Source organism: Blautia sp. DFI.3.45 (assembly GCF_020593505.1).
GTDB classification, from domain to species: domain Bacteria; phylum Bacillota; class Clostridia; order Lachnospirales; family Lachnospiraceae; genus Blautia_A; species Blautia_A wexlerae.
The window spans coordinates 1-24,230 of sequence record NZ_JAJDMI010000050.1 but is presented as its reverse complement, the minus strand read 5'-3'; the positions used below and the strand labels follow the sequence as shown (position 1 = coordinate 24,230).

At 43.7% G+C, this 24,230-nt stretch carries 20 protein-coding genes; 2 read left to right on the top strand and 18 right to left on the bottom strand.

Annotated elements, in window-relative coordinates:
• Positions 1-240: 240 nt before the first annotated feature.
• Positions 241-2,706, bottom strand: coding sequence for a beta-mannosidase (locus tag LJE09_RS14285; RefSeq protein ID WP_118521220.1), 2,466 nt, complete (start codon positions 2,704-2,706; stop codon positions 241-243).
• Positions 2,707-2,928: 222 nt separating this feature from the next.
• On the opposite strand from LJE09_RS14285, the gene LJE09_RS14280 reads away from it, so the two are divergent.
• Entirely contained in the window at positions 2,929-3,693 is a 765-nt protein-coding gene (locus tag LJE09_RS14280; protein WP_025577189.1) for a DUF6062 family protein, read from the top strand.
• A gap of 66 nt (positions 3,694-3,759) precedes the next feature.
• On the opposite strand, the gene fabV is transcribed toward LJE09_RS14280, so the two are convergent.
• The 16 genes from fabV to LJE09_RS14200 form a co-directional block, all read right to left on the bottom strand.
• Positions 3,760-4,944 (bottom strand): enoyl-ACP reductase FabV, encoded by a 1,185-nt coding sequence (gene fabV / locus LJE09_RS14275; RefSeq protein ID WP_118614372.1) that lies wholly within the window; start codon positions 4,942-4,944, stop codon positions 3,760-3,762.
• 291 nt (positions 4,945-5,235) lie between these two features.
• Entirely contained in the window at positions 5,236-5,748 is a 513-nt protein-coding gene (locus LJE09_RS14270; RefSeq protein ID WP_008707572.1) for a deoxyuridine 5'-triphosphate nucleotidohydrolase, read from the bottom strand.
• Between the two features lie 135 nt (positions 5,749-5,883).
• Positions 5,884-6,372 (bottom strand): anaerobic ribonucleoside-triphosphate reductase activating protein, encoded by a 489-nt coding sequence (gene nrdG, locus LJE09_RS14265; protein ID WP_118614370.1) that lies wholly within the window; start codon positions 6,370-6,372, stop codon positions 5,884-5,886.
• Positions 6,373-6,378: 6 nt separating this feature from the next.
• The gene (locus LJE09_RS14260; protein ID WP_062807515.1) at positions 6,379-8,472 is read right to left on the bottom strand and encodes a polyribonucleotide nucleotidyltransferase; all 2,094 of its coding nucleotides are present in this window, start codon (positions 8,470-8,472) and stop codon (positions 6,379-6,381) included.
• A 412-nt stretch (positions 8,473-8,884) separates the two neighbouring features.
• The gene (rpsO, locus tag LJE09_RS14255) at positions 8,885-9,151 is read right to left on the bottom strand and encodes a 30S ribosomal protein S15 (protein ID WP_008707580.1); all 267 of its coding nucleotides are present in this window, start codon (positions 9,149-9,151) and stop codon (positions 8,885-8,887) included.
• A gap of 141 nt (positions 9,152-9,292) precedes the next feature.
• Positions 9,293-10,189 (bottom strand): bifunctional riboflavin kinase/FAD synthetase, encoded by an 897-nt coding sequence (locus tag LJE09_RS14250; protein WP_025577184.1) that lies wholly within the window; start codon positions 10,187-10,189, stop codon positions 9,293-9,295.
• An 8-nt stretch (positions 10,190-10,197) separates the two neighbouring features.
• On the bottom strand, positions 10,198-11,085 hold the full coding sequence (gene truB / locus LJE09_RS14245; protein WP_008707583.1) for a tRNA pseudouridine(55) synthase TruB: 888 nt from the start codon (positions 11,083-11,085) through the stop codon (positions 10,198-10,200).
• Positions 11,082-12,044 (bottom strand): DHH family phosphoesterase, encoded by a 963-nt coding sequence (locus LJE09_RS14240; RefSeq protein ID WP_227311483.1) that lies wholly within the window; start codon positions 12,042-12,044, stop codon positions 11,082-11,084. Before LJE09_RS14240 ends, truB begins: the two co-directional genes overlap by 4 nt.
• A 14-nt stretch (positions 12,045-12,058) precedes the next feature.
• Positions 12,059-12,454: a 30S ribosome-binding factor RbfA gene (gene rbfA / locus LJE09_RS14235; RefSeq protein ID WP_008707585.1), complete on the bottom strand. Its 396-nt coding sequence runs from the start codon at positions 12,452-12,454 to the stop codon at positions 12,059-12,061.
• A gap of 168 nt (positions 12,455-12,622) precedes the next feature.
• Complete coding sequence (infB, locus tag LJE09_RS14230; RefSeq protein ID WP_025577178.1) at positions 12,623-15,448, bottom strand: translation initiation factor IF-2; 2,826 nt, start codon at positions 15,446-15,448, stop codon at positions 12,623-12,625.
• Between the two features lie 3 nt (positions 15,449-15,451).
• Positions 15,452-15,790 carry a L7Ae/L30e/S12e/Gadd45 family ribosomal protein gene (locus tag LJE09_RS14225; protein ID WP_008707587.1) on the bottom strand — a complete coding sequence of 113 codons (339 nt, stop codon included), beginning with the start codon at positions 15,788-15,790 and terminating at the stop codon, positions 15,452-15,454.
• Positions 15,741-16,016, bottom strand: a complete 276-nt coding sequence (rnpM, locus tag LJE09_RS14220) for an RNase P modulator RnpM (RefSeq protein WP_008707588.1) — start codon at positions 16,014-16,016, stop codon at positions 15,741-15,743. The genes LJE09_RS14225 and rnpM overlap by 50 nt, the downstream gene beginning before the upstream one ends.
• Positions 16,000-17,220, bottom strand: coding sequence for a transcription termination factor NusA (gene nusA, locus LJE09_RS14215; protein WP_118338774.1), 1,221 nt, complete (start codon positions 17,218-17,220; stop codon positions 16,000-16,002). The genes rnpM and nusA overlap by 17 nt, the downstream gene beginning before the upstream one ends.
• Before the next feature lie 24 nt (positions 17,221-17,244).
• Complete coding sequence (gene rimP / locus LJE09_RS14210) at positions 17,245-17,709, bottom strand: ribosome maturation factor RimP (RefSeq protein ID WP_008707593.1); 465 nt, start codon at positions 17,707-17,709, stop codon at positions 17,245-17,247.
• A 151-nt stretch (positions 17,710-17,860) separates the two neighbouring features.
• Positions 17,861-20,107 (bottom strand): DNA gyrase/topoisomerase IV subunit A, encoded by a 2,247-nt coding sequence (locus tag LJE09_RS14205; protein ID WP_118338775.1) that lies wholly within the window; start codon positions 20,105-20,107, stop codon positions 17,861-17,863.
• A gap of 72 nt (positions 20,108-20,179) precedes the next feature.
• Positions 20,180-22,105 (bottom strand): DNA gyrase/topoisomerase IV subunit B, encoded by a 1,926-nt coding sequence (locus tag LJE09_RS14200; protein WP_227311482.1) that lies wholly within the window; start codon positions 22,103-22,105, stop codon positions 20,180-20,182.
• 682 nt (positions 22,106-22,787) lie between these two features.
• On the opposite strand from LJE09_RS14200, the gene LJE09_RS14195 reads away from it, so the two are divergent.
• Positions 22,788-22,994: a hypothetical protein gene (locus LJE09_RS14195; protein WP_173744662.1), complete on the top strand. Its 207-nt coding sequence runs from the start codon at positions 22,788-22,790 to the stop codon at positions 22,992-22,994.
• A 175-nt stretch (positions 22,995-23,169) separates the two neighbouring features.
• Here the strand turns inward: LJE09_RS14195 and LJE09_RS14190 are convergent, their stop codons facing one another.
• Positions 23,170-24,138 (bottom strand): Ig-like domain-containing protein, encoded by a 969-nt coding sequence (locus tag LJE09_RS14190; RefSeq protein WP_227311481.1) that lies wholly within the window; start codon positions 24,136-24,138, stop codon positions 23,170-23,172.
• Between the last annotated feature and the right edge of the window lie 92 nt (positions 24,139-24,230).

Here is a 24,230-nt window from a genome sequence, read left to right as displayed (position 1 = left end):
CTGACGATACAAAAATTTATTATTTTTTATTGTCCTCTTGACGGGGAGCATACCACATTTCATAAAATGTGTGATGGTTCTTATTTTTTATCTTATAGCCATTCCATAACATAATGCAATCAAGACAGTTCAGCAGAGTGCGAGTTTCCTTCTATAGCCCTCTTCGTAAATTATGTATATAAGAGGATTACTATACAGAATTTCGTCGCAAACTGCCATAAATACTACTATGAATAAAGGTTATATATCATAAACACTGCGCACTTTCAGTCCATCCGGCTTTCCATCGAGTATCTTCACTCTGTATTCTCCTGCATTCATGTCAAAATAATTATCTTCAAGAATCAGGTCATCATTCTCATTCCGGATTTCCACACTCTTTGCATATGCTTCTGCCTTAACAACTATCTCATCTCCGTCTACGCGCACAGCCAGTCCGGGATTCAGATAGTGGAAGTATTTCGGATAGGAAAAAATCACAGTTCCCTGAGAAATAATCTGATCATTTTCCCATGCCTCATAACTTACATATTCATTAAAACAGTCAATCTGGGGAAGTTCGACCTTATCCATCCATACAGCAGACAATGCCGGTACTTCCAGCCACTGTTCTTCCTCCCTCAGAATTGTGGCATCTGTCTTTCGCACTGCCCATTTCACCAGAACCCTGTGAGCATCCAGCGTTTCATTGGTCACATTCAGACGGATGGATTTTTCAAATTCAAAATGCTGACGGTTCATATCCGCTTCCACTGTCATCCAGCTCTGTTCTTCACAGGAAAGCATTACAGGCGCAAAGAATCTCTTCGCATAATAATGAAGCGCTTTCCAGCGTCCGTAATAATCAATGGATGACCAGGAAATAACCGGCCAACAGTCATTTAACTGCCAGTAGATTGCACCCATACAACGTCCCCGGTTTCTGCGGTAATGCTCGACTCCATATCGGATTCCATCTGCCTGGAGAAGCTGAGATGCATAAACAAAATCGCTGAAGTTCTCAGGATAACGGTATGCTGCCTGCATGTATTTGGCAATTTTTCCATTTCCTCCGTAATTTCTCTGATGTTTCTCCATCACATAAGAAAATGGATTCAATTCTTTCGGATCATCTGTTACTGTTTCAAGCGTTTTTACAGACGGGAATGACTGAAAACCAAACTCAGATGCATATCTGAAGAAATATTTACGATATTCTGAAAATGGCTTATTGCCATGCCATACTTCCCAGTAATGCACATCTCCACGGTTCGGATCATTGGGTTCATCAAAGGAACCGCCTGATGACGGGCTTGCAGGCCAGTAGAAGGTATCCGGGTCGTATTCGCTGAGAACTTCCGGAATAATGCGCTCATACATAAACAGATAATCTCTCATTTCTGTCGGTTTTGTCACCCAGGTGCCCTGCTTTACAAACATTTCCATCTCATTGTTTCCGCACCACAGGGCAAGGGATGCATGATGACGGAGGCGTTTGATATTATCAATAAATTCCTGACGGATATTTGCCTCAAACTCCGGTGTCAATTCATAGACAGAGCATGCAAACATAAAGTCCTGCCATACCATCAGCCCCAGTTCATCACAGAGATCAAAGAACCAGTCCTCAGGATAATAGCCGCCGCCCCAGACACGTACTGTATTAAAGTTCGCTCTCTTGCACTGAAGAAGTAATTCTCTGGTACGTTCTCTGGATGTTCTCTGCAGAAGATTGTCCTCAGGGATATAGTCAGCGCCCATGGCAAAGACCTGATAACCGTTTACTTCATGAGCAAAGCTCTCGCCCCACTGGTCTTTCTCTCTATGCATGGTCAGCGCACGGAGACCGATTTTTCTGCACCAGGTGTCTACAATCTTATCTCCGGCTTTCAGGTCTACCTGCACCTGATATAACGGCTGTTCTCCCAGTCCATTTGGCCACCAGAGCTGCGGATTTTCAATCTCCATTTCATCCGGACAGTCATCCCATATGGTTTTTGTTCCATTCGGTGCAGTTACAGTCACCTGATATTCCAGTGCCTGTGCACCTTCATACCCATCTGCTTCGCTCTCTTCCTCATCAACAGTCTCCACATCTACTTCCGGAACCAGCAGGACTTTGCCATCCTTATGTACCTGACGGATATACACGCTGTCCAGTCTGGCAGTTTCAATTCCCAGAAGTGTTACAGGACGGAAGATACCTCCATCCGGCAGACATGCACCCCAGTCCCAGCCGCACATATAGTGAGCTTTGCGCAGATGCATAAATCCCTCAATTGTGTCTTCATTTCCCCTGTTTTTATATTTCTTAAATGCCTCTGCCATGAACTTCAACGGAGAGCGAATGATAACGCGTAAGGTATTTTTGCCGTTTTCAAGCAGCTCTCCTACCGGGAATTCCCAGATTCTGTGCATGTTATCAACTTTTCCAAGACAACATCCATTCAGATAGATGTCCGCAATCGTATCAATCCCGTCAAATCTCAGGATCACTTCCTGACAATCTTTAAACTGCGCTTCTTCATAATTAAATACCGTTCTGTATTCATAATCCTCCTCCATCAGTGCTTTCGCCTGATATTCATTATCCCCAAAGAACGGATCCGGCATCTTTCCGGTCTTAAGAAGTGCCGCATAAATATCCCCCGGAATCTGTGCCGGAATCCAGTCCAGTTGTCTGATATTGCACAACTGCCAGTTTTCATGAAGCTGTAATTTTATCATTTGTCTTATCCCTCTTTGATTATTTTTTACATATGTTTGCATTCAACTATATATATAATATCATACTGCCCTTTTCTAAATCAACTCTGCAAAAGAAATCATTACTGTTCACTCCGTTCACAGTAACCCGTTTACAGTAACAGGAAATCTTTTGCTTGACATTCCCGGAAATTCTATGCACAATAAAGGGAACAGAAACTATGATGTATGGAGTATATAGAAATGAAAGAAAAGTTATATACCATTCCACTTAATGATGCGGTAAATGCCAGTGATGAGTGTCCTTTCTGTTTTATTGAGCGGGAACTGGAGCAGAACTCGCTGGATTTTGTACTGGGTAACAGTTCTTCTTATATGGAAAGTGACATCCGGGATCAGACGGATAAGGCGGGATTTTGCAGGGTACATATGAAGAAAATGTTTGATTATGGGAATACTCTTGGGAATGCATTGATTCTTCAGACTCATTATCATAAACTTCGGGAAGAGATGAGAAAGCAGTTTGATTCTTTTTCACCCGGAAAATCCTCGGTCCTCGCGCGTTTCCGCCGTTCAGATTCCAGCGCAGATAAGAATCCGATTGCTGCATGGACTGCTTTTAAGGATTGCAGCTGTTTTATCTGTCAGAATATTGAGGATACATTTAAACGGTATGTGGAAACTTTTTTCTGGCTGTATCGGCAGGATAATGAATTTAAAAATAAAATTCTGCGCAGTAAAGGCTTCTGTCTGCATCACTTCGGGATTCTGTGCAACGGTGCAGATAAATATCTGAATGATAAAGAAAAGGCTGAGTTTTATCCTGCCATGTTCAGGCTGATGGATGAAAACTTCCAGCGTATGGAAGAAGATCTGGTATGGCTGTCAGATAAGTTTGATTACAGAAATAAGGATGCTGACTGGAAAAACTCCAAAGATGCGCTCCAGCGTGGAATGCAGAAACTTCGCAGCGGATACCCGGCAGATCCGGTGCATAAGGCAAAATAAAAAATTCTCTCTTAACATTTATGAACCAATATACTTCATGATCATTTGTTAAGAGAGAATTTTTTATTACATTACAACTCCATCAATTTCTATATCAGCATCCACATCCTGCGTATAGTCGATATCTTCATATCGGAATCCAAACATATGATAGAAATCTTCCCAGTAACCATCAATATCGCAATATTCCTTTACAGTGTCTGTAGTAACAGCTTTCCAGCATTTTTTTACTTCTTCCTGAATCTCCGGCGTCAGTTCGTAATCATCCATACGAATGAAACCATTCTCATCTGTCTGGAAGCCTGTTGGGGTATAGAGTTTCTGTGTAAAAAGCCTTGCAATCTGCTGAATACAGTTTTCATGATTTCCGGCCCTTTTCATAACTTTATAAAGAATAGCAAAATACAGCGGTACAACCGGAATAGCTGCACTTGCCTGAGTTACCAGACCTTTGTTTACAGAAATTACTGCGCGGACATCCGGATGTGCCTGATTAATCTCTGACATTGTTTTCTGTAAGTGCTGTTTGGCAGTTCCAATGGTTCCATGATAGTAGATTGGATAAGTCAGTTCCGGTCCGATGTAGGAATATGCTACAGTTACTGCATTCTCAGTCAGTACATCTGCTGCTTTCAGCGCATCAATCCAGTCTGCCCAGTCTTCGCCGCCCATAACCTTTACAGTACTTAAAACTTCTTCCTCTGTAGCAGGTTCTACTGTTTTCTCTGTGATCTCATTATTTCTCAGATCCAGACTCTTCTCTGTAAATGGCTCATCTGTAGTTTTCAGACAGGAAGACCAGGTCTTTCCTTCTGCATCTGTACGTCTCGGTGCTGCCAGGCTGTAGACTACCAGGTCCACTTTTCCAAGATCCTGTTTGATCAGTTCAATCGCCTTCTCCTTGATTTCCTTTGAAAAAGCATCTCCGTTAATGGTCTTTGCATAAACACCTTTCCCGGAAGCCAGTCTGTGAAACTCTGCTGTATTATACCATCCGGGTGTAGCTGTCCTTCTGCCATTTGCCTGACGTTCAAACATGATTCCAAGAGTATCAGCACCACAGTTTTCCAGTGCACAGATACGGGATGCGAGGCCGTAGCCTGTAGAACATCCGATGATCAGTGCTTTTTTTGTTCCGTTTACCATTCCCTGTTTACAGGCGTAATCTGCCTGGTTGCGCACACTCTCTGCACATCCCTGCGGATGTGCGGTTGTACAGATATATTCTCTTACTTTTGGCTCGATGATCATAACTTTTCTCCCTGAATTTATTTCTTTGCCTGATATTTTTTAGTCAAGCGGATAAAATCATCCGCTTCGTTACTTGTTCATAATCGAATAACTGCTCCGCAGTATATACGCTTGAATTGTATGTATTGCAAATATTTTGAATCTCAAAATATTATAGCAAAGAAAAAGCAGAACGTAAAGTAAAAATCTCAGATTCTTCCCTATGTTCTACTTTTTTTACATTCTGGCTCTGATTTCATCTATAAACTTTGTGAAATATGCTCCGCCAGAACATTACATTACTTTTACCCACTATTTCGCAGTAGTACTTCCAAATCCACCATTGCGGATTTCTGTAGCATCATCATCTACCGTGATTCCGTACTCTACAAAGATTCCCTGCATGAATCCTGTATCTGCCGGGATTGTCAGAGTTTTGTTTTCATTGGAATCATTTGTGATCTTTGAAAAAATGTGGCCTTCGTTATCTGAATAGAAATAATCACTGTCAATGATACCAACTGTGTTGTTAAGCTGAAGACGGTATTTAAATCCCAGTCCGCTTCTCGGATAACATTTCAGCACCCATTCCGGCTGCATTTCCACCCGGATTCCTGTCGGGATCTTTACTGTTTCGCCTGGCTTCAGAGTAAATTCTGCCGGTGCGAAAAAGTCATAGCCGGCACTTCCTGCTGTCGCTCTCTTCGGCAGACGGATAGCCTCGTATACTTTCTCTGCTTCTTCCTGAGACTGTGCGAAGGTATCGATCCAGTCTGCTGTGAAGCGTTCTTTGCTTACTTTATGAAATTTCGCGATTCGTTTCATCTGTTTTTCCTCCTGTCTGGTCATGCAAAGCTGACACTCCTGCTTCGCAGTACACTCATAGCTGAATATTTGACTGATTCAGTAAAAAAGCAGTTCAGGTACACCTGACGCATACTTGAACTGCCTGTATATTTCTTATTTATGCAATACGACTTTTCCTTCATGAAGAGTTTTGGGAACATCGATCACTCTCTGATTGCTGGAACCTTTCCATTTCAGGGAAAGTTCTTTCTTGTCCACCTCAAATTCACCGTCTACACAGACATCCAGATAACGCACAATCTCTTCTTTGCGGATCTCCTCCCAGAGGAAACCTGTATAAAGCCAGATTGTTTTACCAGGATATCTCTTTCTGATCTCCTTCGCAAAGGCTGTTACCTCAGTGATATTTGCCGGGTGCAGTGGATCTCCACCTGAAAAGGTAATTCCGCTCACATAATCCTTATCCAGTTCCGCAAAAATCTCCTTGCGTTCTGCCTCACCGAAAGGCAGTCCGCCGTTTGGATCCCAGGTGACAGGATTCTGGCACTCCGGACAGCAGTGATTGCATCCTGCCACCCAGAGCACTACACGAAGTCCGTCGCCATTAAGCATATCGTCCTTGGTAATATTGTGATATCTCATAATTTTTTACGCTTCTTCCGGTACATCCTTCATGCTGAAGCTGATTCTTCCCATCTTGTCTTTGCCAAGGCAGATAACCTTAACTTTATCACCAAGTGTGAGAACATCCTCAACACGATTGATTCTTTCTTTACAGATCTTGGAAATGTGTACCATTCCCTCTTTACCCGGTGCAAATTCAACGAATGCACCAAACTCTTTGATGCTGACAACTTTACCTGTAAAGATCTGTCCTGCTTCAAAATCAGTTGCAATGATCTTAACCATGTTAGCTGCCTCATCCATGCTCTTCTGATCAACTCCACAGATAGATACCGCACCTTCGTCTGTGATATCGATCTTAACACCTGTACGCTCGATGATCGTATTGATAGTCTTTCCTCTCTGACCTACAACATCACCGATCTTCTGAGGATCGATCTGGATCTGGATGATCTTCGGAGCATATTCGCCTACAGCTGTACGGGGAGCTGCGATGCATTTCTCCATAACTTCTGTCAGGATATATTCTCTAGCTTCTTTTGTACGTCTGATTGCTTCTTCTACGATCGGTCTTGTCAGTCCATGGATCTTGATATCCATCTGGATTGCTGTGATACCGTCATGAGTTCCGGCTACCTTGAAGTCCATATCTCCGAAGAAGTCTTCAAGTCCCTGGATATCTGTCAGAACGATGTAATCATCATCTGTATCGCCTGTTACCAGACCACAGGAAATACCTGCTACCGGTTTTTTGATCGGTACACCGGCTGCCATCAGAGACATTGTGGATGCACAGATACTTGCCTGAGAAGTAGAACCATTGGATTCAAATGTCTCAGATACAGTACGGATCGCATATGGGAATTCCTCTTCGCTTGGAAGTACAGGAACTAATGCTCTTTCAGCAAGTGCACCATGTCCGATCTCACGACGTCCCGGTCCTCTGGATGGTTTTGTCTCACCTACAGAATAGGACGGGAAATTGTAGTGATGCATATATCTCTTTGAAGTTTCAAATTCGTCAAGTCCGTCAAGCTTCTGTGCTTCTGCAAGAGGAGCCAGAGTTGTGATGGTACAGATCTGTGTCTGTCCACGTGTGAACATAGCAGAACCATGTACTCTCGGGATAATATCTGTCTCTGCTGCCAGAGGACGGATCTGAGTAATGGCACGACCATCAGGACGTTTGTGGTCTTTTAAGATCATCTTGCGGACAGTCTTCTTCTGGTACTGATATACAGCCTCGCCCAGAACTGCAAGCCACTCTTCCTTGTCGGCAAAAGCTTCTTTCAGTTTCTCTGTTACCTGACGGATATTTTCTTCTCTTGTCTGTTTATCGTCAGAGAATACGGCAACTTCCATTTCTGCCGGAGGTACGATTTCTTTGATCGCTGCGAAGAGTTCTTCCGGAACTGCACATGATTCGTAGCTGTGTTTCGGTTTTCCGCATTCTTCTACGATCTTATCGATAAATTTGATGATCTCCTGGTTTACTTCATGAGCTTTATAGATAGCTTCGATCATCTTGTCTTCCGGAACTTCTTTTGCGCCGGCTTCGATCATGATTACTTTCTCTCTTGTGGAAGCTACTGTAAGCTGAAGGTCAGATACATCTTTCTGTGCCATGGTAGGGTTGATGATATATTCACCATTGATCAGACCAACCTGTGTGGTAGCACATGGACCATCAAACGGAATATCGGAAATGCAGGTTGCAATAGAGGAACCAAGCATAGCCGGAATCTCCGGATTACATTCCGGATCAACAGACATAACCATGTTTACCAGTGTTACATCATTTCTGTAATCCTTTGGAAACAGAGGACGCATAGGTCTGTCAATAACACGGGATGTAAGAATAGCATGTTCGCTTGCTTTACCTTCTCTCTTATTAAAACCTCCCGGAATCTTTCCTACTGCATACATTTTCTCTTCGTATTCAACACTCAGCGGGAAGAAATCAATTCCCTCTCTTGGCTCTTTGGATGCTGTTGCTGTGGATAATACAGTAGTATCACCATAGTGCATTAATGCTGCACCGTTTGCCTGTTTTGCAACGCGGTTAATATCTACTGTTAAGGTTCTTCCGGCTAATTCCATGGAATAACTTTTGTACATACGTTCATTCTCCTTTTTTCATAATTCTGTTGTCATTTTCTGTTACCGTTCACTGCATGTCCGGTAACTACTTTATTCTTTTCAAATTTGTCTGTTCCGTCTGCTGACAATCTTGTCCATCAACGTTCAGACTTTTTATGAAATTGTCACATTAAAACAGGAGTCCGAAACAACTGAAAAAACTACTTTTCAGGCAAATATATCTGCCTGTTTTGTTACTTTCATATACAAAATAATCTTTTCAGTAGTCTCGGAAATAACTCCTGTCATGTTTCGCAGCTTCTGAATATGCAGATGCAGTCGAAACAACAAGCCACCGCAATCCTGAAAGACACCATATTTTACAGAACTGCCATATACATAAAAAGGGAGGCGGATGGAAATCCGCCCCCTTCCGCATACTAAAAGGCTATTATTTTCTTAAGCCTAATTTTTCAATCAGTGCACGGTATCTTTCGATGTCTGTTTTCTTCAGGTAAGCTAACAGTCCACGTCTCTGACCTACCATTTTCAGAAGACCACGTCTGGAGTGATGATCTTTATGGTTGCTCTGTAAATGCTCTGTAAGTTCCTGAATTCTTGCTGTAAGAACTGCTACCTGTACTTCCGGTGATCCTGTATCGCCTTCAGTTCTTGCATATTCTTTCATGATCGCTGCTTTCTTTTCTTTTGAAATCATTGTGATTTCCTCCTGTATTCTATAATTATTATTGATTGACCGCCACACATTAAGAGATGGTCGGAGCGTCCGGTCCCTGAACATGGGCTAAATTCACCTTGGTTAGTATAGCACATTGATTCTGGCGTGTAAACCTCTTTTTTACAAAGTTTCAAAATATTCCTGTCCCTTCACAGCATCCCTCTCCAGCTGTGCCTTCAGTGCCTCCAGCGAAGAAAACTTCTGTTCAGGTCTGAGGAATTTTTTGAAATCTACCTTGCAGTATTCCCCATACAGATCTTCATTGCAGTCAAACAGATATGTTTCCACACCAATAAACTTCTCGCCGCCAACAGTAGGCTTATGACCTACATTGGTAATTCCCTGATAACTTCTGTCTCTGAAATGGGATACTGTGATATAAACCCCGTTTGGAGGCATCAGTTTCTCTACCGGAGGGATCAGGTTGGTGGTCGGAAGCAGATATTTATGTCCCATTCCACGTCCATGTTCAACGATTCCTTCTACTGAGAAATCTGTCCCCATAAGGAAACGGAATTTTTCCATATTTCCTCTGTTCAGTTCTTCCCTGACAAAAGTACTACTAATCTTACGGCGTCCGTCCATTTCTTTTGGCAGGACTTCCGTATGAAATCCATATTTCTTTCCGAACTCTTTGAGCATGGCAGGAGTTCCTTTCCGCTCATAGCCAAAACGGAAATCCTCTCCAACTGCCACATAGGAAACCTGCAGATCTCCTATCAGTATTTCTTTTATAAAATTCTCTGCTTTCATGTGCCGTATTTTCTCTGTGAGCGGACATTCCAACAGTATATCCACTCCCATTTCTTCCAATATACGACATCTCTCTTCCTTTGTGAGGATTGTTCTTGAGGCAGTTCCAAGCGCAAGTACAACCGCCTGTGCACCTTCCTGTTTCTGCTCAATAATTTTCTCAACCAGTTTCTGATGTCCGCGGTGTATACCGTCAAACTTCCCAAGTGTTACCGCACTGTGTGAAATTCTGGGAAAATCATTCTCAATCCTTAAATATTCCATCATGTCTCCTAAAACATTTTTACAGGGAAATACCTGTTTCTTTTCTCGTCCCACTGGTAAACTCCGGCAAAACTGCCTTCACTGCTGCACATACGGATCCATCCGTTTTTCTCCTGTGCATCGACCAGTGCCTGTACAAGAGGATTTCCATTAGCCAGAAGTCTGTCCCCTTCTTTTGTACAGCATACCCTTGGATACTCTGCAAGAATCTCCTCAATACCGAGGATTTTACTCTCTATGGTTCCTTCCTGCACTGCCTCTTCTGTCTGCGCCAGGGTAATGGCATCATCCAGTGTAAATCTGCCCACCTTTGTCCGCAAAAGACTTTCCATGGCAGCTCCACAGCCCAGCTTTTCCCCTATATCATGGCACAGAGTACGGATATAGGTTCCCTTGCTGCAGGTCACACGAAAACGCACCAGCGGAAAACTGATATCCAGAATTTCTATCTCATAAAAATGTACAGGTCTTGGTTTACGCTCCACAGTCTTGCCCTCTCTGGCAAGTTCATAGAGTTTCTTTCCATTGACCTTCAGTGCTGAATACATTGGCGGCACCTGCATATAGTCTCCCACAAAAGAACTGACCACTGTGCAAAGCTCTTCTTCTGTAACGGAAAGCTCTGTAGTCTGTGAGAGAACAGTTCCGCTCATATCCTGGGTATCCGTAACAACACCCAGACGCATCACTGCCTCATAGGTTTTCTCTTTATCTGTGATCATATCCACCAGACGGGTTGCTTTTCCCAGAGCCACCGGGAGCACTCCTTCTGCATCCGGATCAAGAGTTCCGGTATGTCCGATTTTCTTCATATGAAGGATTCCCCGAAGCTTTGCCACCACATCATGGGAAGTGAATCCTTTTTCCTTACGGATTACAATTACTCCATCCATCAGACTTCCTGCTCCTGAAACTGTTTGCAGATCTGTTCTGTCACATTGTTGATCACATCATACACAGAACCCTGAAGATCACATCCTGCTGCTCTCATATGACCGCCGCCGCCAAAATATACTGCAATCTTGCTTACATCCACATTTCCGTTGGAACGCAGGGAAACTTTGAAAGCCTGAGTTTCCACTTCATAGATAAACATGGCAACTTCCACTCCCGCTGTAAGGCGAAGCTGACTGACGATACCGTCCAGATCCTTGCCATCCACACCATAGAACTCCATGTCTCTTTTTTTAAGATATCCGATAATACATTTTCCATCCAGAAGCAGGATACTCTCTGCAAGAACACGCCCCATTACCTGATTCTGCACATAAGTTTTCTGATAGAAAGATTCGTCAATGATCTTACTGAAATTGAATCCTGTCTTCATCAGTTCCCCGGCAATACGCATGGTCTCCGGTGAAGTTGAAGAGTACTGAAATACCCCTGTGTCATGAACCATTCCCGTATAGATCGGCACTGCAATGGTACGGACCACTTTCTCAGGCTCAAAAAGCCCATAGAGAACTTCACAGGCAGAGCTTACCTCTCCCCTGATATGATTCACCTGTGCAAATCCGGAGTTACTGATATGATGATCAATACATGCTGTTCTTTTTGCAGTGTCAAAGTATGGACCTGCAATGGCAAGTCTGTCTCTTGCACTTACATCACAGGTAACAAAAAGGTCATACTCTTTGTCACCGTCCAGCTCTGTTTTAATCTCATCCATACAGTCAATATGTCCGAAAACAGGTTTGGGATTATCCAGGTACACATCTGCCTGAATTTCCGGATAATAGGTTTTTACATATAAATATAACGCCATACAGGAACCAACGCAGTCACCATCCGGACGGATATGTCCGCCGATTCCCATTGTTTTCACACCTTCCAGTATTTCCGCAATATTTTCCATGTTCTCATCCTCTTTTAATTCTCATCCTGCTCCTCATCCTGTCTGTGGGAGTTGCTGTCTTTCTTGGTAACATCATCAATAAGCTTTGACATATTTACACCATACTCAATAGATTCGTCCAGGATAAAACGGATCTCCGGTGTATTTCTCAGGTTTAAATTACGCGCCAGCTGGCGTCTGATGTAGCCTTCTGCACTGTTCAGACCTTTGATCGTCGCTTCCTTTGCTTCTTTTTCACCCAGCACACTGATATATGCTCTGCAGGTTTTCAGATCAGGAGCCACTTCTACAGCCATGACAGAAGTCATCGGATGAATACGCGGGTCCTTGATCTCGTTGCGGATAATGGTGCTGAGTTCCTTCTGGACTTCCCCATTGATCCGGGTATTCTTAATACTGTTTTTTCTCATTTTAAGTTTTACTCCTATATATCCGGCAATTCTGTCAAATACTGTGAGCAATCCGGATCATCGACTATCCTGATCACATTATTTTCTGAATTACCACAATCAAGTCAAGGTGCGCACCACACTGTACATGACACTATGAATCGCGCACCCTACCTTTATAAACCATTACTATCTCGGTACTTCTACCATGATATAAGCTTCTACTTTATCTTCCTCTTTCACATCGTTAAATCCGTCAAATACAAGGCCACATTCGTATCCTGCCTTAACTTCCTTAACATCGTCTTTGAATCTCTTCAGGGATGCAAGCTCACCTTCAAATATCTGCTCGCCTTCTCTGGAAATACGAACCTTGCAGTTTCTCTGGAAGATACCATCCAGAATATAGCTTCCTGCAATCGTACCAATACCGGATGCCTTGAACAGCTGACGCACTTCCGCATGACCGATAACTTTCTCCTCAAATATAGGATCAAGCATACCCTTCATGGCAGCTTCTACATCTTCGATTGCCTGATAAATAACTCTGTACAGACGAAGATCTACACCTTCCTGCTCAGCAAGCTGTTTTGCGGTTGCATCCGGACGGACATTAAAGCCGATAATGATCGCATTTGATGTAGCCGCAAGACTTACGTCAGACTCATTGATCGCACCAACACCGCCATGGATCACCTTTACAACCACTTCTTCGTTGGAAAGTTTGGTCAGACTCTGTTTTACAGCTTCCACAGATCCCTGTACATCTGCTTTGACAATGAGCGGAAGTTCCTTCAGATCGCTTGCCTGAATCTGATCAAAGAGATTATCCAGAGATAATTTGCCCTTAGTCTCCTCAAGAAGACGGTTCTTGTTCTCAGATACAAATGCACCTGCAAAGTTCTTGGCTTCCTTATCACTGTCAAATGCAAGAAGAATTTCACCTGCATTCGGCACATCACCAAGTCCCAGGATTTCTACAGGAGTAGAAGGACCTGCTTCTTTAATCCTGCGTCCCTTATCATCCATCATAGCACGAACCTTACCATTGCATGCTCCTGCTGCAATAAAGTCTCCCACATGAAGAGTACCTTTCTGGACAAGGATCGTGGCAACCGGACCTTTACCTTTATCAAGCTGAGCCTCGATTACAAGACCTCTTGCGGAACGGTTCGGATTTGCCTTTAATTCACATACCTCGGCTGTAAGAAGGATCATCTCAAGAAGAGTATCGATTCCCTCTCCTGTATGTGCGGATACAGGAACAAAAATCGTACTTCCGCCCCAGTCTTCCGGGATCAGTTCATATTCAGAAAGTTCCTGTTTTACACGCTCAATATTAGCACTTGGCTTATCAATCTTGTTGATTGCAACTATGATCTCAACGCCTGCCGCCTTCGCATGGCTGATAGCCTCTACTGTCTGAGGCATCACACCATCATCAGCTGCTACAACCAGAACTGCAATATCTGTGGAGTTTGCACCACGCATACGCATAGCTGTGAAAGCTTCATGTCCAGGTGTATCCAGGAATGTGATCTTCTGTCCGCCAACCTCTACTACAGAAGCACCGATGTGCTGTGTGATACCGCCGGCTTCTCCACGTGTTACATTTGTCTTACGGATTGCATCCAGAAGAGATGTTTTACCATGGTCAACGTGCCCCATAACACAGACTACAGGTGGTCTTGAAACCATATCTTTTTCGTCTTCTTCATCCTCTTTGAGGAGTTCTTCGATAACGTCTACCTTCTCTTCCGGTTCTGCGATGATATCATATTCCAGAGCAATCTCCTGAGCTTTCTCAAAATCGATCTCATGGTTTACGGTAACCATCATACCCTGCATAAAGAGCTTCTTCACAATTACTGACGGCTGCATTTTCATAGCTTCTGCCAGTTCGCGGATCGTCATCTTCTCCGGAAGTGTGATTTCCTTAACCTCAGGTTTCTTCTCTTCCTGTTTTGGCTGCGGAGCCGGTTTCTGCAGAGCTTTCGGGATTCTGGAATTCTTATTGAATCCACCCTGGTTTGGTCTGCGTCCGCCACTCTGTGTCTTATCAAAATCTTTTTTCTTGTTTTTGTTCTCTCTGTCTCTTTCTCTCTTGCTGTCTTTGGAAGTCTTTGTCAGTTCCGGTGCAAATGCCATATCGTCATTCTTTCTTGTATTCTGGCGCTGTCCCTGACGTCCCTGACTGCCGCCGAAGCGTCCGTCACGTCCTTCACTTCTGTTTCCGTCCGGACGACCCTGGCCATTGCCCTGCGGTCTTCCTCCCTGACGGTTTCCTTCGCCCTGTGGTCTTCCCTGTCCGAAACGTCCTCCCTGACGATTTCCATCGCCCTGGAATCTTCCGCCCGGACGACCCTGACCATCGCCCTGGGATCTTCCCTGTCCGAAACGTCCTCCCTGGCGGTTATCTCCCTGGGATCTTCCCTCGCCCTGAGGTCTTCCCTGACGGTTTCCTTCGCCCTGGTTTCTTCCCTGGCCAAAACGTCCTCCCTGGGATCTTCCTTCACCCTGAGGTCTTCCCTGACGGTTCTGTCCGTCCGGTCTTCTGTTGCCTGTACCTGGGCGGTCATTATTATTTCTTCTTGGTCTGTCACCGTCTGTTCTTGAACTGTCGGAATTTCTTCCTTCTGCATTTCTTGGTGAACCTGTTCTCTCGCCTTCAGCTTTCACAGGTTTCTTTCTTGTTTTTCCTCCGTCACTTGCATTCTGTGCATGAAAAACGCGGATAATATTTTTTTTCTTTTTAGGTGTTTCAGTTTTATCTCCTTCTGATTTTGCTGTTACAACCTTTTCTTCTGTCTTGGGAGTCTCCAATTTCGCAATATGCTCCTTTCCCCTGTTATTATTGTCTTTTCTGAATCTATTCTTTACTTCCGAAACCGCAGGCTCATCCACCATACTCATATGGCTTCTCACATCAACGCCTTTTGATTTCAGAAACTCGATCACTTCTCTGTTCTGTCGTCCAAGCTCTCTGGCCAGCTCATGTACTCTTAATTTTGACAATCGCTATACCTCCTTCATGATTGCTTTCGCAAAGTTCTCATCCTGGACAGCCAGACAGGCGCGGTACTCCTTTCCCATTGCTCTGCCTAAGCTCTCTTTATCTGAGAAGAAGAAAATCGGAACTTCATAAAAACTGCACATATTCCTGAATTTCTTCTTTGTATTCTCGGAGGCATCCTCAGCAACGATCACAAGCAGTCCTTTTCCGGTCTTTACAGATTTCTCTGTGGAAAATTCTCCGCTTACGGTCTTGCCTGCTTTGGTAGCCAGCCCTATCAGCGACAGTACTCTGTTATTTTTCAATATCTTCCAGCTCCTTCTTAAGTCGTTCGTATACCTCATCCGGAACCGCAGTTTTCAGTGAACGCTCAAGTCCATGATTTTTAATCGCTTTATCCAGACATTCTCTGGAAAGACACAGATATGCGCCTCTGCCGTTTTTCTTACCGGTAGTATCAAGCACGATCTCATCTTCTGTAGTCTTAAGAACTCTGAGCATCTCTTTCTTGCTTTTCATTTCCCTGCAGCCGGTACACTGGCGCATGGGAATCTTATTCTTCGTCTTCATTCTCTCCTGCTTCCTGAGCCTGTGGCTCTTCTTCTACAGGAACTTCCTCTGAAACTTCTTCTGCTTCGTTTTCTTCTGTCAGGGAATCTTCTGCTGAAGTTTCCTCTGCTGATGCCTCAGCTGCATCTTCTGCAGTCTCGTCATCATCATAATCATAGAAATCACCGGCTTCTTTTGCCTGAGTCTCACTCTTGATGTCAATCTTAAATCCTGTAAGTCTTGCAGCAAGACGTGCATTCTGACCTTCTTTACCGATTGCAAGGGACAGCTGATAATCAGGAACAACTACCAGAGCTGTCTTCTCATCAGGATCTGCCATAACTGCGATAACCTTTGCAGGGCTCAATGCATTCTCGATTAGGATTGCAGGATTCTCATCCCAGTTGATGATATCGATCTTCTCACCGCGAAGTTCCTCAACTACTGCATTGACACGTGCACCGTTCATACCTACGCATGCACCAACTGCATCTACATCCGGATCGTTGCTCCATACAGCGATCTTTGTACGGGAACCGGCCTCACGTGCGATGCTCTTGATCTCAACAGTTCCGTCTTTTACTTCTGCAACTTCTGACTCAAAGAGACGTTTCACAAGTCCCGGATGAGTTCTGGATACCAGAATACGAGGTCCCTTCGGGGTATCCTTGACTTCAAGAATATACACCTTTATTCTCTCTGTCGGCTGGAAGGTTTCCCCTTTCACCTGTTCATTCTCACTTAATACTGCATCTGCCTTACCAAGATTGATGCTTACATTCTTGCCCATCACACGCTGTACAATACCGGTTACTACTTCTTTCTCTTTTCCATAATATTCATCATACAGCACTTTACGTTCTTCCTCGCGGATTTTCTGCAGGATAACGTTCTTTGCATTCTGTGTCGCAATACGTCCGAATTCCTTAGACTGGATTGGAACCTGTATCATGCCTCCGATCTCAGCTCTTGATGTGATCTTCAAAGCATCTGCCAGAGAAATCTCCATTGCAGGATCCTCTACGTATTCTACGATACTTCTGTCTGCACACACTGAAAAATCGCAGGTTTCCGGATCAATAGTTACATGTACATTGTCAGCTTTTCCAAAATGGTTCTTGCAGGCCTGGATCAGAGACTGCTCAATTGCCTCAAGCAGAGTATCTTTGCTGATACTCTTTTCCTTTTCAAGGATATCCAGTGCCTCCTTTAACTCTCTGCTCATTTTTTTCTTATCCTCCCGAATTAACTAAAACTCTATTGCGAGGCGTATCAGGGCTGTGTCTTTCTTATCAAAAACACGCTCGGTTCCATCCTCATCGATTGTCACACTGTTACTATCATATGCGGTCAAAATCCCGCAGAACTCTTTTTGCTTCTCGATTGGCCGGTAGGTACGGATTTCCACCAGTTTTCCCATGTTTCTCTCAAAGTCTTTGTCTTTCTTCAGCGGTCTGTCCAGTCCCGGCGAACTGATCTCCATGATATAACTGTCTTCGATAAAATCATTCTCATCCAGTTTGTCACTGAATGCTCTGCTGACTGTCTCGCAGTCATTTACTGTAATTCCGCCTGGTTTGTCAATGTATCCTCTCAGATACCAGTTTCCTGCTTCCTTTACATATTCTACATCAACCAGTTCAAAGCCGTTAAGTTCTACGATCGGTGCCAGAAGTTCCTCTGCGCGCTTTTCATACTCTTCCCGTCTGCTCATTTTCCCACCTGCCTTTCCATGCAACAAATAAGAGTGGGCTCACGCCCACTCCTTTGTCAACAAGTTCTAATTTAGATGTATTGTAACACCAATTTCCGGCAATTGCAAGGCTTTTCCTGCAAAAACCTTGATTTTAGCGGATTTGTTGGTTTTATATACGTGGTTTTATTCCTTTACTGTCCCGTTTGGACAGTTTTATCCTGTTGAGAACATAGGGTTTATCATGGTAAGTAATGGTATATTCCTGACGGCTTTCCAGAAGATATGCATGATCCAGCTTATCTCCTTCTGCCAGTTTCATTCCACGCACCCCGATAGATGTTTTCTTCATAGCAGAAATATCCTGTTTCTGAAATCTTAAGAAATATCCGCCTTCACTCTGGAATACCACCTGTTCCATTTCATCCGCAGAACCCACAAAAATCAGAGAATCCTCTTCAGCAAGTTTCGTAGACACGATTGTTCTCTTCGCCACATCAAACTCTGCACCACTCACCAGCTTGCACATGGATGCAGCAGTGACAAACAGAAGTGTATTTTCTTTTACAGATGCCAGTGGTGCTACATAGAGCATACGTTCCTGTGCACTGTCATAATTGCTCAGATTATCTGCCGGTGTCCCCTTATCCCTGAAACGAACCAGCGGAATATCTGCCACCTTGATACTGTGCATCTTTCCATTATCTGTAAAGATACAGATCTTATCTGTATTCATACAGTTAAACACATATTTGTTCTCTGCATTGGCAGCTTCTTTATTTCTCTCATATGCAGACTTATCAATGGTCCGCATATATCCGAAGCGATCCATGAGGAAGGTGACTTCCATCTCCTCCATCTTCTTTTCTTCATAGACAACTTCTTCTGCATTCTCGATCACTGTGCGGCGTTTCGTACCGTATTCTTTCTTGATCTGATCCAGTTCTTTCATGATCACTTCTGCCATGGAATCATAATTATTCAGGATATCTTCATAAACGGAAATGTTCTTCATTGTTTCTGCATAATCTGCCTGAAGTGCCTCGATCTCCAGACCGATCAGTTTGTACAGACGCATATCCAGGATCGCAGCTGCCTGTTTTTCTGAGAAATGCAGCTTCTGCGCAGCTTTCTCGCTTGATTTGCTCTTGAACCTGATTCCTTCTGTCACACCGTCAACCAGGCATTTCTTTACCTGTTCTCTGTTCTTGCTTCCTCGCAGGATCTCGATGATCAGGTCGATCACATCACATGCCTTGATCAGACCTTCCTGGATTTCTTTCTTCTCCTGCTCCTTATTCAGAAGTGTGGTGTACTTTCTGGTCGTGACATCGAATACGAAATCTACGTGATGCTCGATCACCTGCTTCAGACTCAGAGTCTCCGGTCTGCCATCCGCAACTGCCAGCATATTCACGCCAAAAGTATCTTCCAGCTTTGTCTTCTTGTAGAGCATATTTGTAAGGTTCTCTACATCTGCGTCACGCTTCAGGTCAAGAACAATACGGATTCCCTCTTTGGAAGACTGATTTGAAATATCTACGATATCTGTTGTCTTCTTGTTTTCCACAAGAGACGCAATATCATTCAGGAATTTTCCGATATTTGCACCGATCATTGTGTAAGGAATCTCAGTGATCACAAGCTGCTGTCTGCCGCCTTTGAGCTTCACTGTCTCCACCTTACCTCTTACACGGAGCTTCCCTGTTCCTGTCTCGTAAATCCTGAGCAGATCATCTTTATTTACTACCAGACCGCCTGTCGGAAAGTCCGGTCCTTTGAGATAGCGCATCAGCCCTTTGACACTGATGTCGTTATTCTTCATATATGCCTTTACCGCATCTACCACTTCACCCAGATTGTGAGGCGGAATACTGGTTGCCATACCGACCGCAATACCGTCTGCTCCGTTTACCAGCAGATTCGGGATTCTGACAGGAAGTACCACCGGTTCCTTCTCTGTCTCATCAAAGTTCGGCATAAAATCTACTACATTCTTATCCAGATCTTCGAGGAAGACATCCTGTGTCAGTTTCTCCAGTCTGGCTTCTGTATATCGCATGGCCGCTGCACCGTCGCCCTCGATGGAACCGAAGTTTCCATGTCCGTCAACCAGTGTTTTGCCTTTCTTAAAATCCTGAGCCATTACCACAAGTGCTTCGTAGATCGAACTGTCACCATGGGGGTGATATTTACCCATGGTGTCACCTACGATACGGGCACATTTTCTGTATGGTCTGTCATAACGGATACCCAGTTCATACATATCATACAGGGTTCTTCTCTGTACAGGCTTCAATCCGTCACGCACATCCGGCAGGGCTCTGGAGATAATAACACTCATGGCATAATCTATATAGGATTTCTGCATGACCTCCGCATAGTCGGTGGGAATCACATTCTCCTGTTTTGTTTCCATTTAATCTCTTTCCTCCATCTCAGACACATATCCATGTATCTGTCTTAATTTCCATATAACACTCCGGCAAAATCAGATGTCCAGCTCTGCATCCTGTGCATGCTCATAGATAAACTTCTTTCTCGGCGGAACATCGCTTCCCATCAGGATCTCTGTCACGCTTGATGCAAGTCTCGCATCCTCAATCTCCACTCGCTTCATCATTCTTGTCTCCGGATTCAGAGTAGTCTCCCAGAGCTGCTTCGCATCCATCTCGCCCAGACCTTTATATCTCTGAAGAGTAAAGCTTCCCGGCTTATGGGCACGTCTGTATCTCTCCAGTGCCTTATCATCATACAGGTATTCCTCCTGCCCCTTCTTAGGCATGACTTTATATAATGGCGGCATGGCAATATACACATGTCCCTCAGTGATCAGATCCGGCATAAAACGGTAGAATAAAGTCAGGAGCAGTGTGGAAATATGCGCCCCATCCACATCGGCATCAGCCATGATCACAATCTTGTCATAGCGAAGCTTCGTAATGTCAAAGTCATTTCCGTATCCTTCGGAGAATCCGCATCCGAATGCATTGATCATGGTCTTGATCTCCGCATTGGCAAGCACCTTGTCAATGGTTGCTTTCTCTACATTCAGGATCTTACCTCTGATAGGAAGGATTGCCTGATAATTACGGTTGCGGGCAGTCTTTGCGGAACCTCCCGCAGAATCTCCCTCTACGATAAAGATCTCACACTGGGAAGGATCCTTTTTCTCACAGTTTGCCAGCTTTCCGTTAGAGTCAAAGGAATATTTCTGCTTTGTCAGAAGATTGGTCTTGGCTCTTTCTTCTGTCTTGCGGATTTTGGCAGCTTTCTCCGCGCAGGAAAGGATTGTCTTAAGAGTCTCCAGGTTTCTGTCAAAATAGAGTACCATCTGCTCTCCTACAACCTTTCCGGTTGCGCGTGATGCATCCTGATTATCCAGCTTTGTCTTGGTCTGTCCCTCGAAACGCGGTTCCGGATGCTTGATGGAAACAACCGCTGTCATTCCGTTACGGATATCTGCACCTGTGAAGTTCGGATCCTTGTCTTTAAGAACGCCAATCTCTCTCGCATAAGTATTCATGACTGTGGTAAATGTAGTCTTAAATCCGGTCAGATGAGTACCGCCCTCTGCATTGTAAATGTTATTACAGAAGCCCAGTACATTCTCACGAAACTCATTGGTAAACTGAAATGCCACCTCTACCTGAATACCGTCTGCTTCCCCTTTCAGGTAAACCGGATCATGCAGAACTTCCGCACTGTGGTTCAGATCCTTGATAAATCCAATGATACCGTCCGGCTCATGATAGGTAATATCCTCGACCTCTGCGCCTCTTTTATCCTCAAAATGAATGGTCAGTTCCGGATTCAGATATGCAGTCTCATGAAGTCTGCTCTTTACTTCTGTTGCTGAGAATCTGGTCTTTTCAAAAATCTCCGGATCCGGCAGGAAATTGATACTGGTTCCGGTCTGTCTGGTCTTACCCAGCTTCGGCAGCAGCCCTTCCTCAAGTTCAATGGTCGGGATTCCCCGTTCATAGTGATCATGATGCACATATCCGTCACGACTGATCTTAATGTCCAAATATGTAGACAGGGCATTCACAACCGAAGAACCTACTCCATGAAGTCCTCCGCTGGTCTTATAGGCAGAATTATCAAATTTACCGCCTGCATGAAGAGTTGTAAATACAAGTCTCTCTGCCGACACTCCTTTCTCATGCATATCTACCGGGATTCCTCGTCCGTTGTCTGTTACTGTACAGGAACCATCTTTCTCCAGAACTACATGGATCAGACTGCAGTATCCTGCCAGATGTTCATCTACTGCGTTATCTACGATCTCATAAATGAGATGATTTAATCCTTTTCGTGAAACACTTCCGATGTACATTCCCGGACGCTTCCGAACCGCCTCCAGACCTTCCAGGACAGAGATGCTCCCTGCATCATAGGTGTTTTTCTTTGCCATGTCTGTTACATTTCCTTTCTTTCTATCAACCGGATTGCTTACTGTAAATCCGGGAATGATTTTTTGTATTGCAAACACTTGTTCGTATTATAACCCAGTTTTTATTCTTTTTCAAGTGCGAACTTTCCCTTGTCAGCGGAATAAAACACAAAAAATAATCAGAACCGAAATTCTGATCCTTTTCTGACTGTAAGCCTGTTCTGTTATAATTTGAGTGCATTTATCTTATCATTGGTTTTTTCAGCTGTCAACTGTTTCGTTTGCCTACAAGGCTGTTTGGCATTATCTTTACAGTAGAAATATTTGTAAGAAACAGAAGCTATTTCTTTGTCTTAAATTTCTTCATTGCGGAGTATGGACTGTAAACTCTGGATTTAAGGAAGAACAGGAAAATAATCGCCCAAAATGGACTTGATAAATAGCCATAGATGCTGTATAGTAAAAAATGTAAACGATAATCTATACTTTCTTATAAGTGATTTTTCAGGCAATATCTGCCACTGATTCCAAAGATAAAAATACATAATTTTAAAGAAATTAAGTGTTCAATAAAACTCGTCAAAAGGAACTGACGGAGACAGGTAAATCGGAACTGTATACAGATTTAACAAAGTTAATTATAAAGATTGCGGATTATATCTTCCGTAGGGAAGAAGATATCCGGAAAGGAATAGGTGATATTATGGGAGGAAAAGTTCTAGAACTGGAATCTGAAAGACTTAAAGCTGAGGGACGTACAGAAGGAGAAGCAATCGGACAGGTTCAGGGAGAAACTCGACTTGGAAGCCTGATTACTCGATTACTTCAGGATCAGAGAACTGAAGAAATCCCGATTGTATCAACAGACGCAAAAAGACGTGAGCAGTTATATAAAGAATACAATCTTTAAGAAAAATGGCAAGAGGCAGATATCTTTCTGAAGAAGTTAAACTTTTATAGAGAAAGGGAATAGGTCAAAACCGGATTGAGCAGAATAAACTCAATCCGGTTTTTAGTGTTAAATATTATAATCCTATAATTTCCTAATATCTTAATATTTTTTATTTCTTTTGTAGATAATAGAGTCAGAACAAAAGATGGCTGCCGGAATCGGTATTGCTATCGGTTGGGACATTGTTGTCGGTTGGGACATTGTTGTCGGTTGGGATATTGTTGTCGGTTGGGATATTGTTGTCGGTTGGGACATTATTGTCATTTGAGTGATCAGTGTCGATTGGGACATCCGTGTCGATTTGTGGAGGCTGCGGATCTGTTGGTTCTGGATCCGGATAGGACGGATACCAGGGAATCGGAGTTGCTGTCGGCTCCGGAGTTGCTGTCGGAATCGGAGTTGCCGTTGGTTCCGGTGTAGGCGTAGCTGTCGGTTCTGGAGTCACCGTTGGTGTGGGCGTAGCTGTTGGAGTCACTTCTGGCTTTTTTTTCGCCAGTACTTTAATATAAAAACTGAAACTCTTCGATCCAACTTTTGCGTAAATGTATGTCCCTCCTTTGGAACGGGCAGTAACGAATCCTACTGAATTAACACAAGCAACTTTTTCATTTCGGGAGCTCCAGGATATCTTCTGAGTAGTATCGTTTAATCTTAAGCGGTAACTCTGGCCTTCCTCAAGAGTGATATATTTTTCTCGTTGGTAAGGCTCTTCGACTTTAACTATACAGGTATATTTTCTGCCAGTTGTATCTACTACTGTAATTGTTGCTCTTCCGCGCCGCAGACCTATTATCATTCCTTCCTTTCCTTCTTTAACGATAGAGACTGAGGCCACTTTATGTTCGCTGCTGGAAATGCGCTTAATAGAAGCACCCTTTAAAGATAAAAAAATTCTCTCATATCGGACAAGAGTTACTTTTGTCCTGCTCAATCTTGCTCTAACAATAACCCTGCATTGCAAAGTTTGTTTCCCTATTGTTGCAGTGATGATAGCTTTTCCGGCATTTTTACCTGTGACTTTACCTTTTTTGGAAACAGATGCAATATTTTCATCAGATGAAGACCATTTTACAGCTTTGTCCGTACCTGATACCTGTGACATGCTCTCGCCACTTAAATCTTACAGATTTTGAAGTGGAAGCTTCCTGCTCAATTGCCCTTCAGGGCAAAGCTAAAACAGGCTATCCCCGCGTG

Excerpts from the sequence above, each read along its gene's own strand:
- LJE09_RS14285 (WP_118521220.1), bottom strand. The coding sequence starts at position 2,706 with ATGATAAAATTACAGCTTCATGAAAACTGGCAGTTGTGCAATATCAGA.
- LJE09_RS14280 (WP_025577189.1), top strand. The coding sequence starts at position 2,929 with ATGAAAGAAAAGTTATATACCATTCCACTTAATGATGCGGTAAATGCC.
- fabV (WP_118614372.1), bottom strand. The coding sequence starts at position 4,944 with ATGATCATCGAGCCAAAAGTAAGAGAATATATCTGTACAACCGCACAT.
- LJE09_RS14270 (WP_008707572.1), bottom strand. The coding sequence starts at position 5,748 with ATGAAACGAATCGCGAAATTTCATAAAGTAAGCAAAGAACGCTTCACA.
- nrdG (WP_118614370.1), bottom strand. The coding sequence starts at position 6,372 with ATGAGATATCACAATATTACCAAGGACGATATGCTTAATGGCGACGGA.
- LJE09_RS14260 (WP_062807515.1), bottom strand. The coding sequence starts at position 8,472 with ATGTACAAAAGTTATTCCATGGAATTAGCCGGAAGAACCTTAACAGTA.
- rpsO (WP_008707580.1), bottom strand. The coding sequence starts at position 9,151 with ATGATTTCAAAAGAAAAGAAAGCAGCGATCATGAAAGAATATGCAAGA.
- LJE09_RS14250 (WP_025577184.1), bottom strand. The coding sequence starts at position 10,189 with ATGGAATATTTAAGGATTGAGAATGATTTTCCCAGAATTTCACACAGT.
- LJE09_RS14240 (WP_227311483.1), bottom strand. The coding sequence starts at position 12,044 with ATGGAAAATATTGCGGAAATACTGGAAGGTGTGAAAACAATGGGAATC.
- rbfA (WP_008707585.1), bottom strand. The coding sequence starts at position 12,454 with ATGAGAAAAAACAGTATTAAGAATACCCGGATCAATGGGGAAGTCCAG.
- LJE09_RS14225 (WP_008707587.1), bottom strand. The coding sequence starts at position 15,790 with ATGAGGTATACGAACGACTTAAGAAGGAGCTGGAAGATATTGAAAAAT.
- rnpM (WP_008707588.1), bottom strand. The coding sequence starts at position 16,016 with ATGAAGACGAAGAATAAGATTCCCATGCGCCAGTGTACCGGCTGCAGG.
- nusA (WP_118338774.1), bottom strand. The coding sequence starts at position 17,220 with ATGAGCAGAGAGTTAAAGGAGGCACTGGATATCCTTGAAAAGGAAAAG.
- rimP (WP_008707593.1), bottom strand. The coding sequence starts at position 17,709 with ATGAGCAGACGGGAAGAGTATGAAAAGCGCGCAGAGGAACTTCTGGCA.
- LJE09_RS14205 (WP_118338775.1), bottom strand. The coding sequence starts at position 20,107 with ATGGAAACAAAACAGGAGAATGTGATTCCCACCGACTATGCGGAGGTC.
- LJE09_RS14200 (WP_227311482.1), bottom strand. The coding sequence starts at position 22,105 with ATGGCAAAGAAAAACACCTATGATGCAGGGAGCATCTCTGTCCTGGAA.
- LJE09_RS14195 (WP_173744662.1), top strand. The coding sequence starts at position 22,788 with ATGGGAGGAAAAGTTCTAGAACTGGAATCTGAAAGACTTAAAGCTGAG.
- LJE09_RS14190 (WP_227311481.1), bottom strand. The coding sequence starts at position 24,138 with ATGTCACAGGTATCAGGTACGGACAAAGCTGTAAAATGGTCTTCATCT.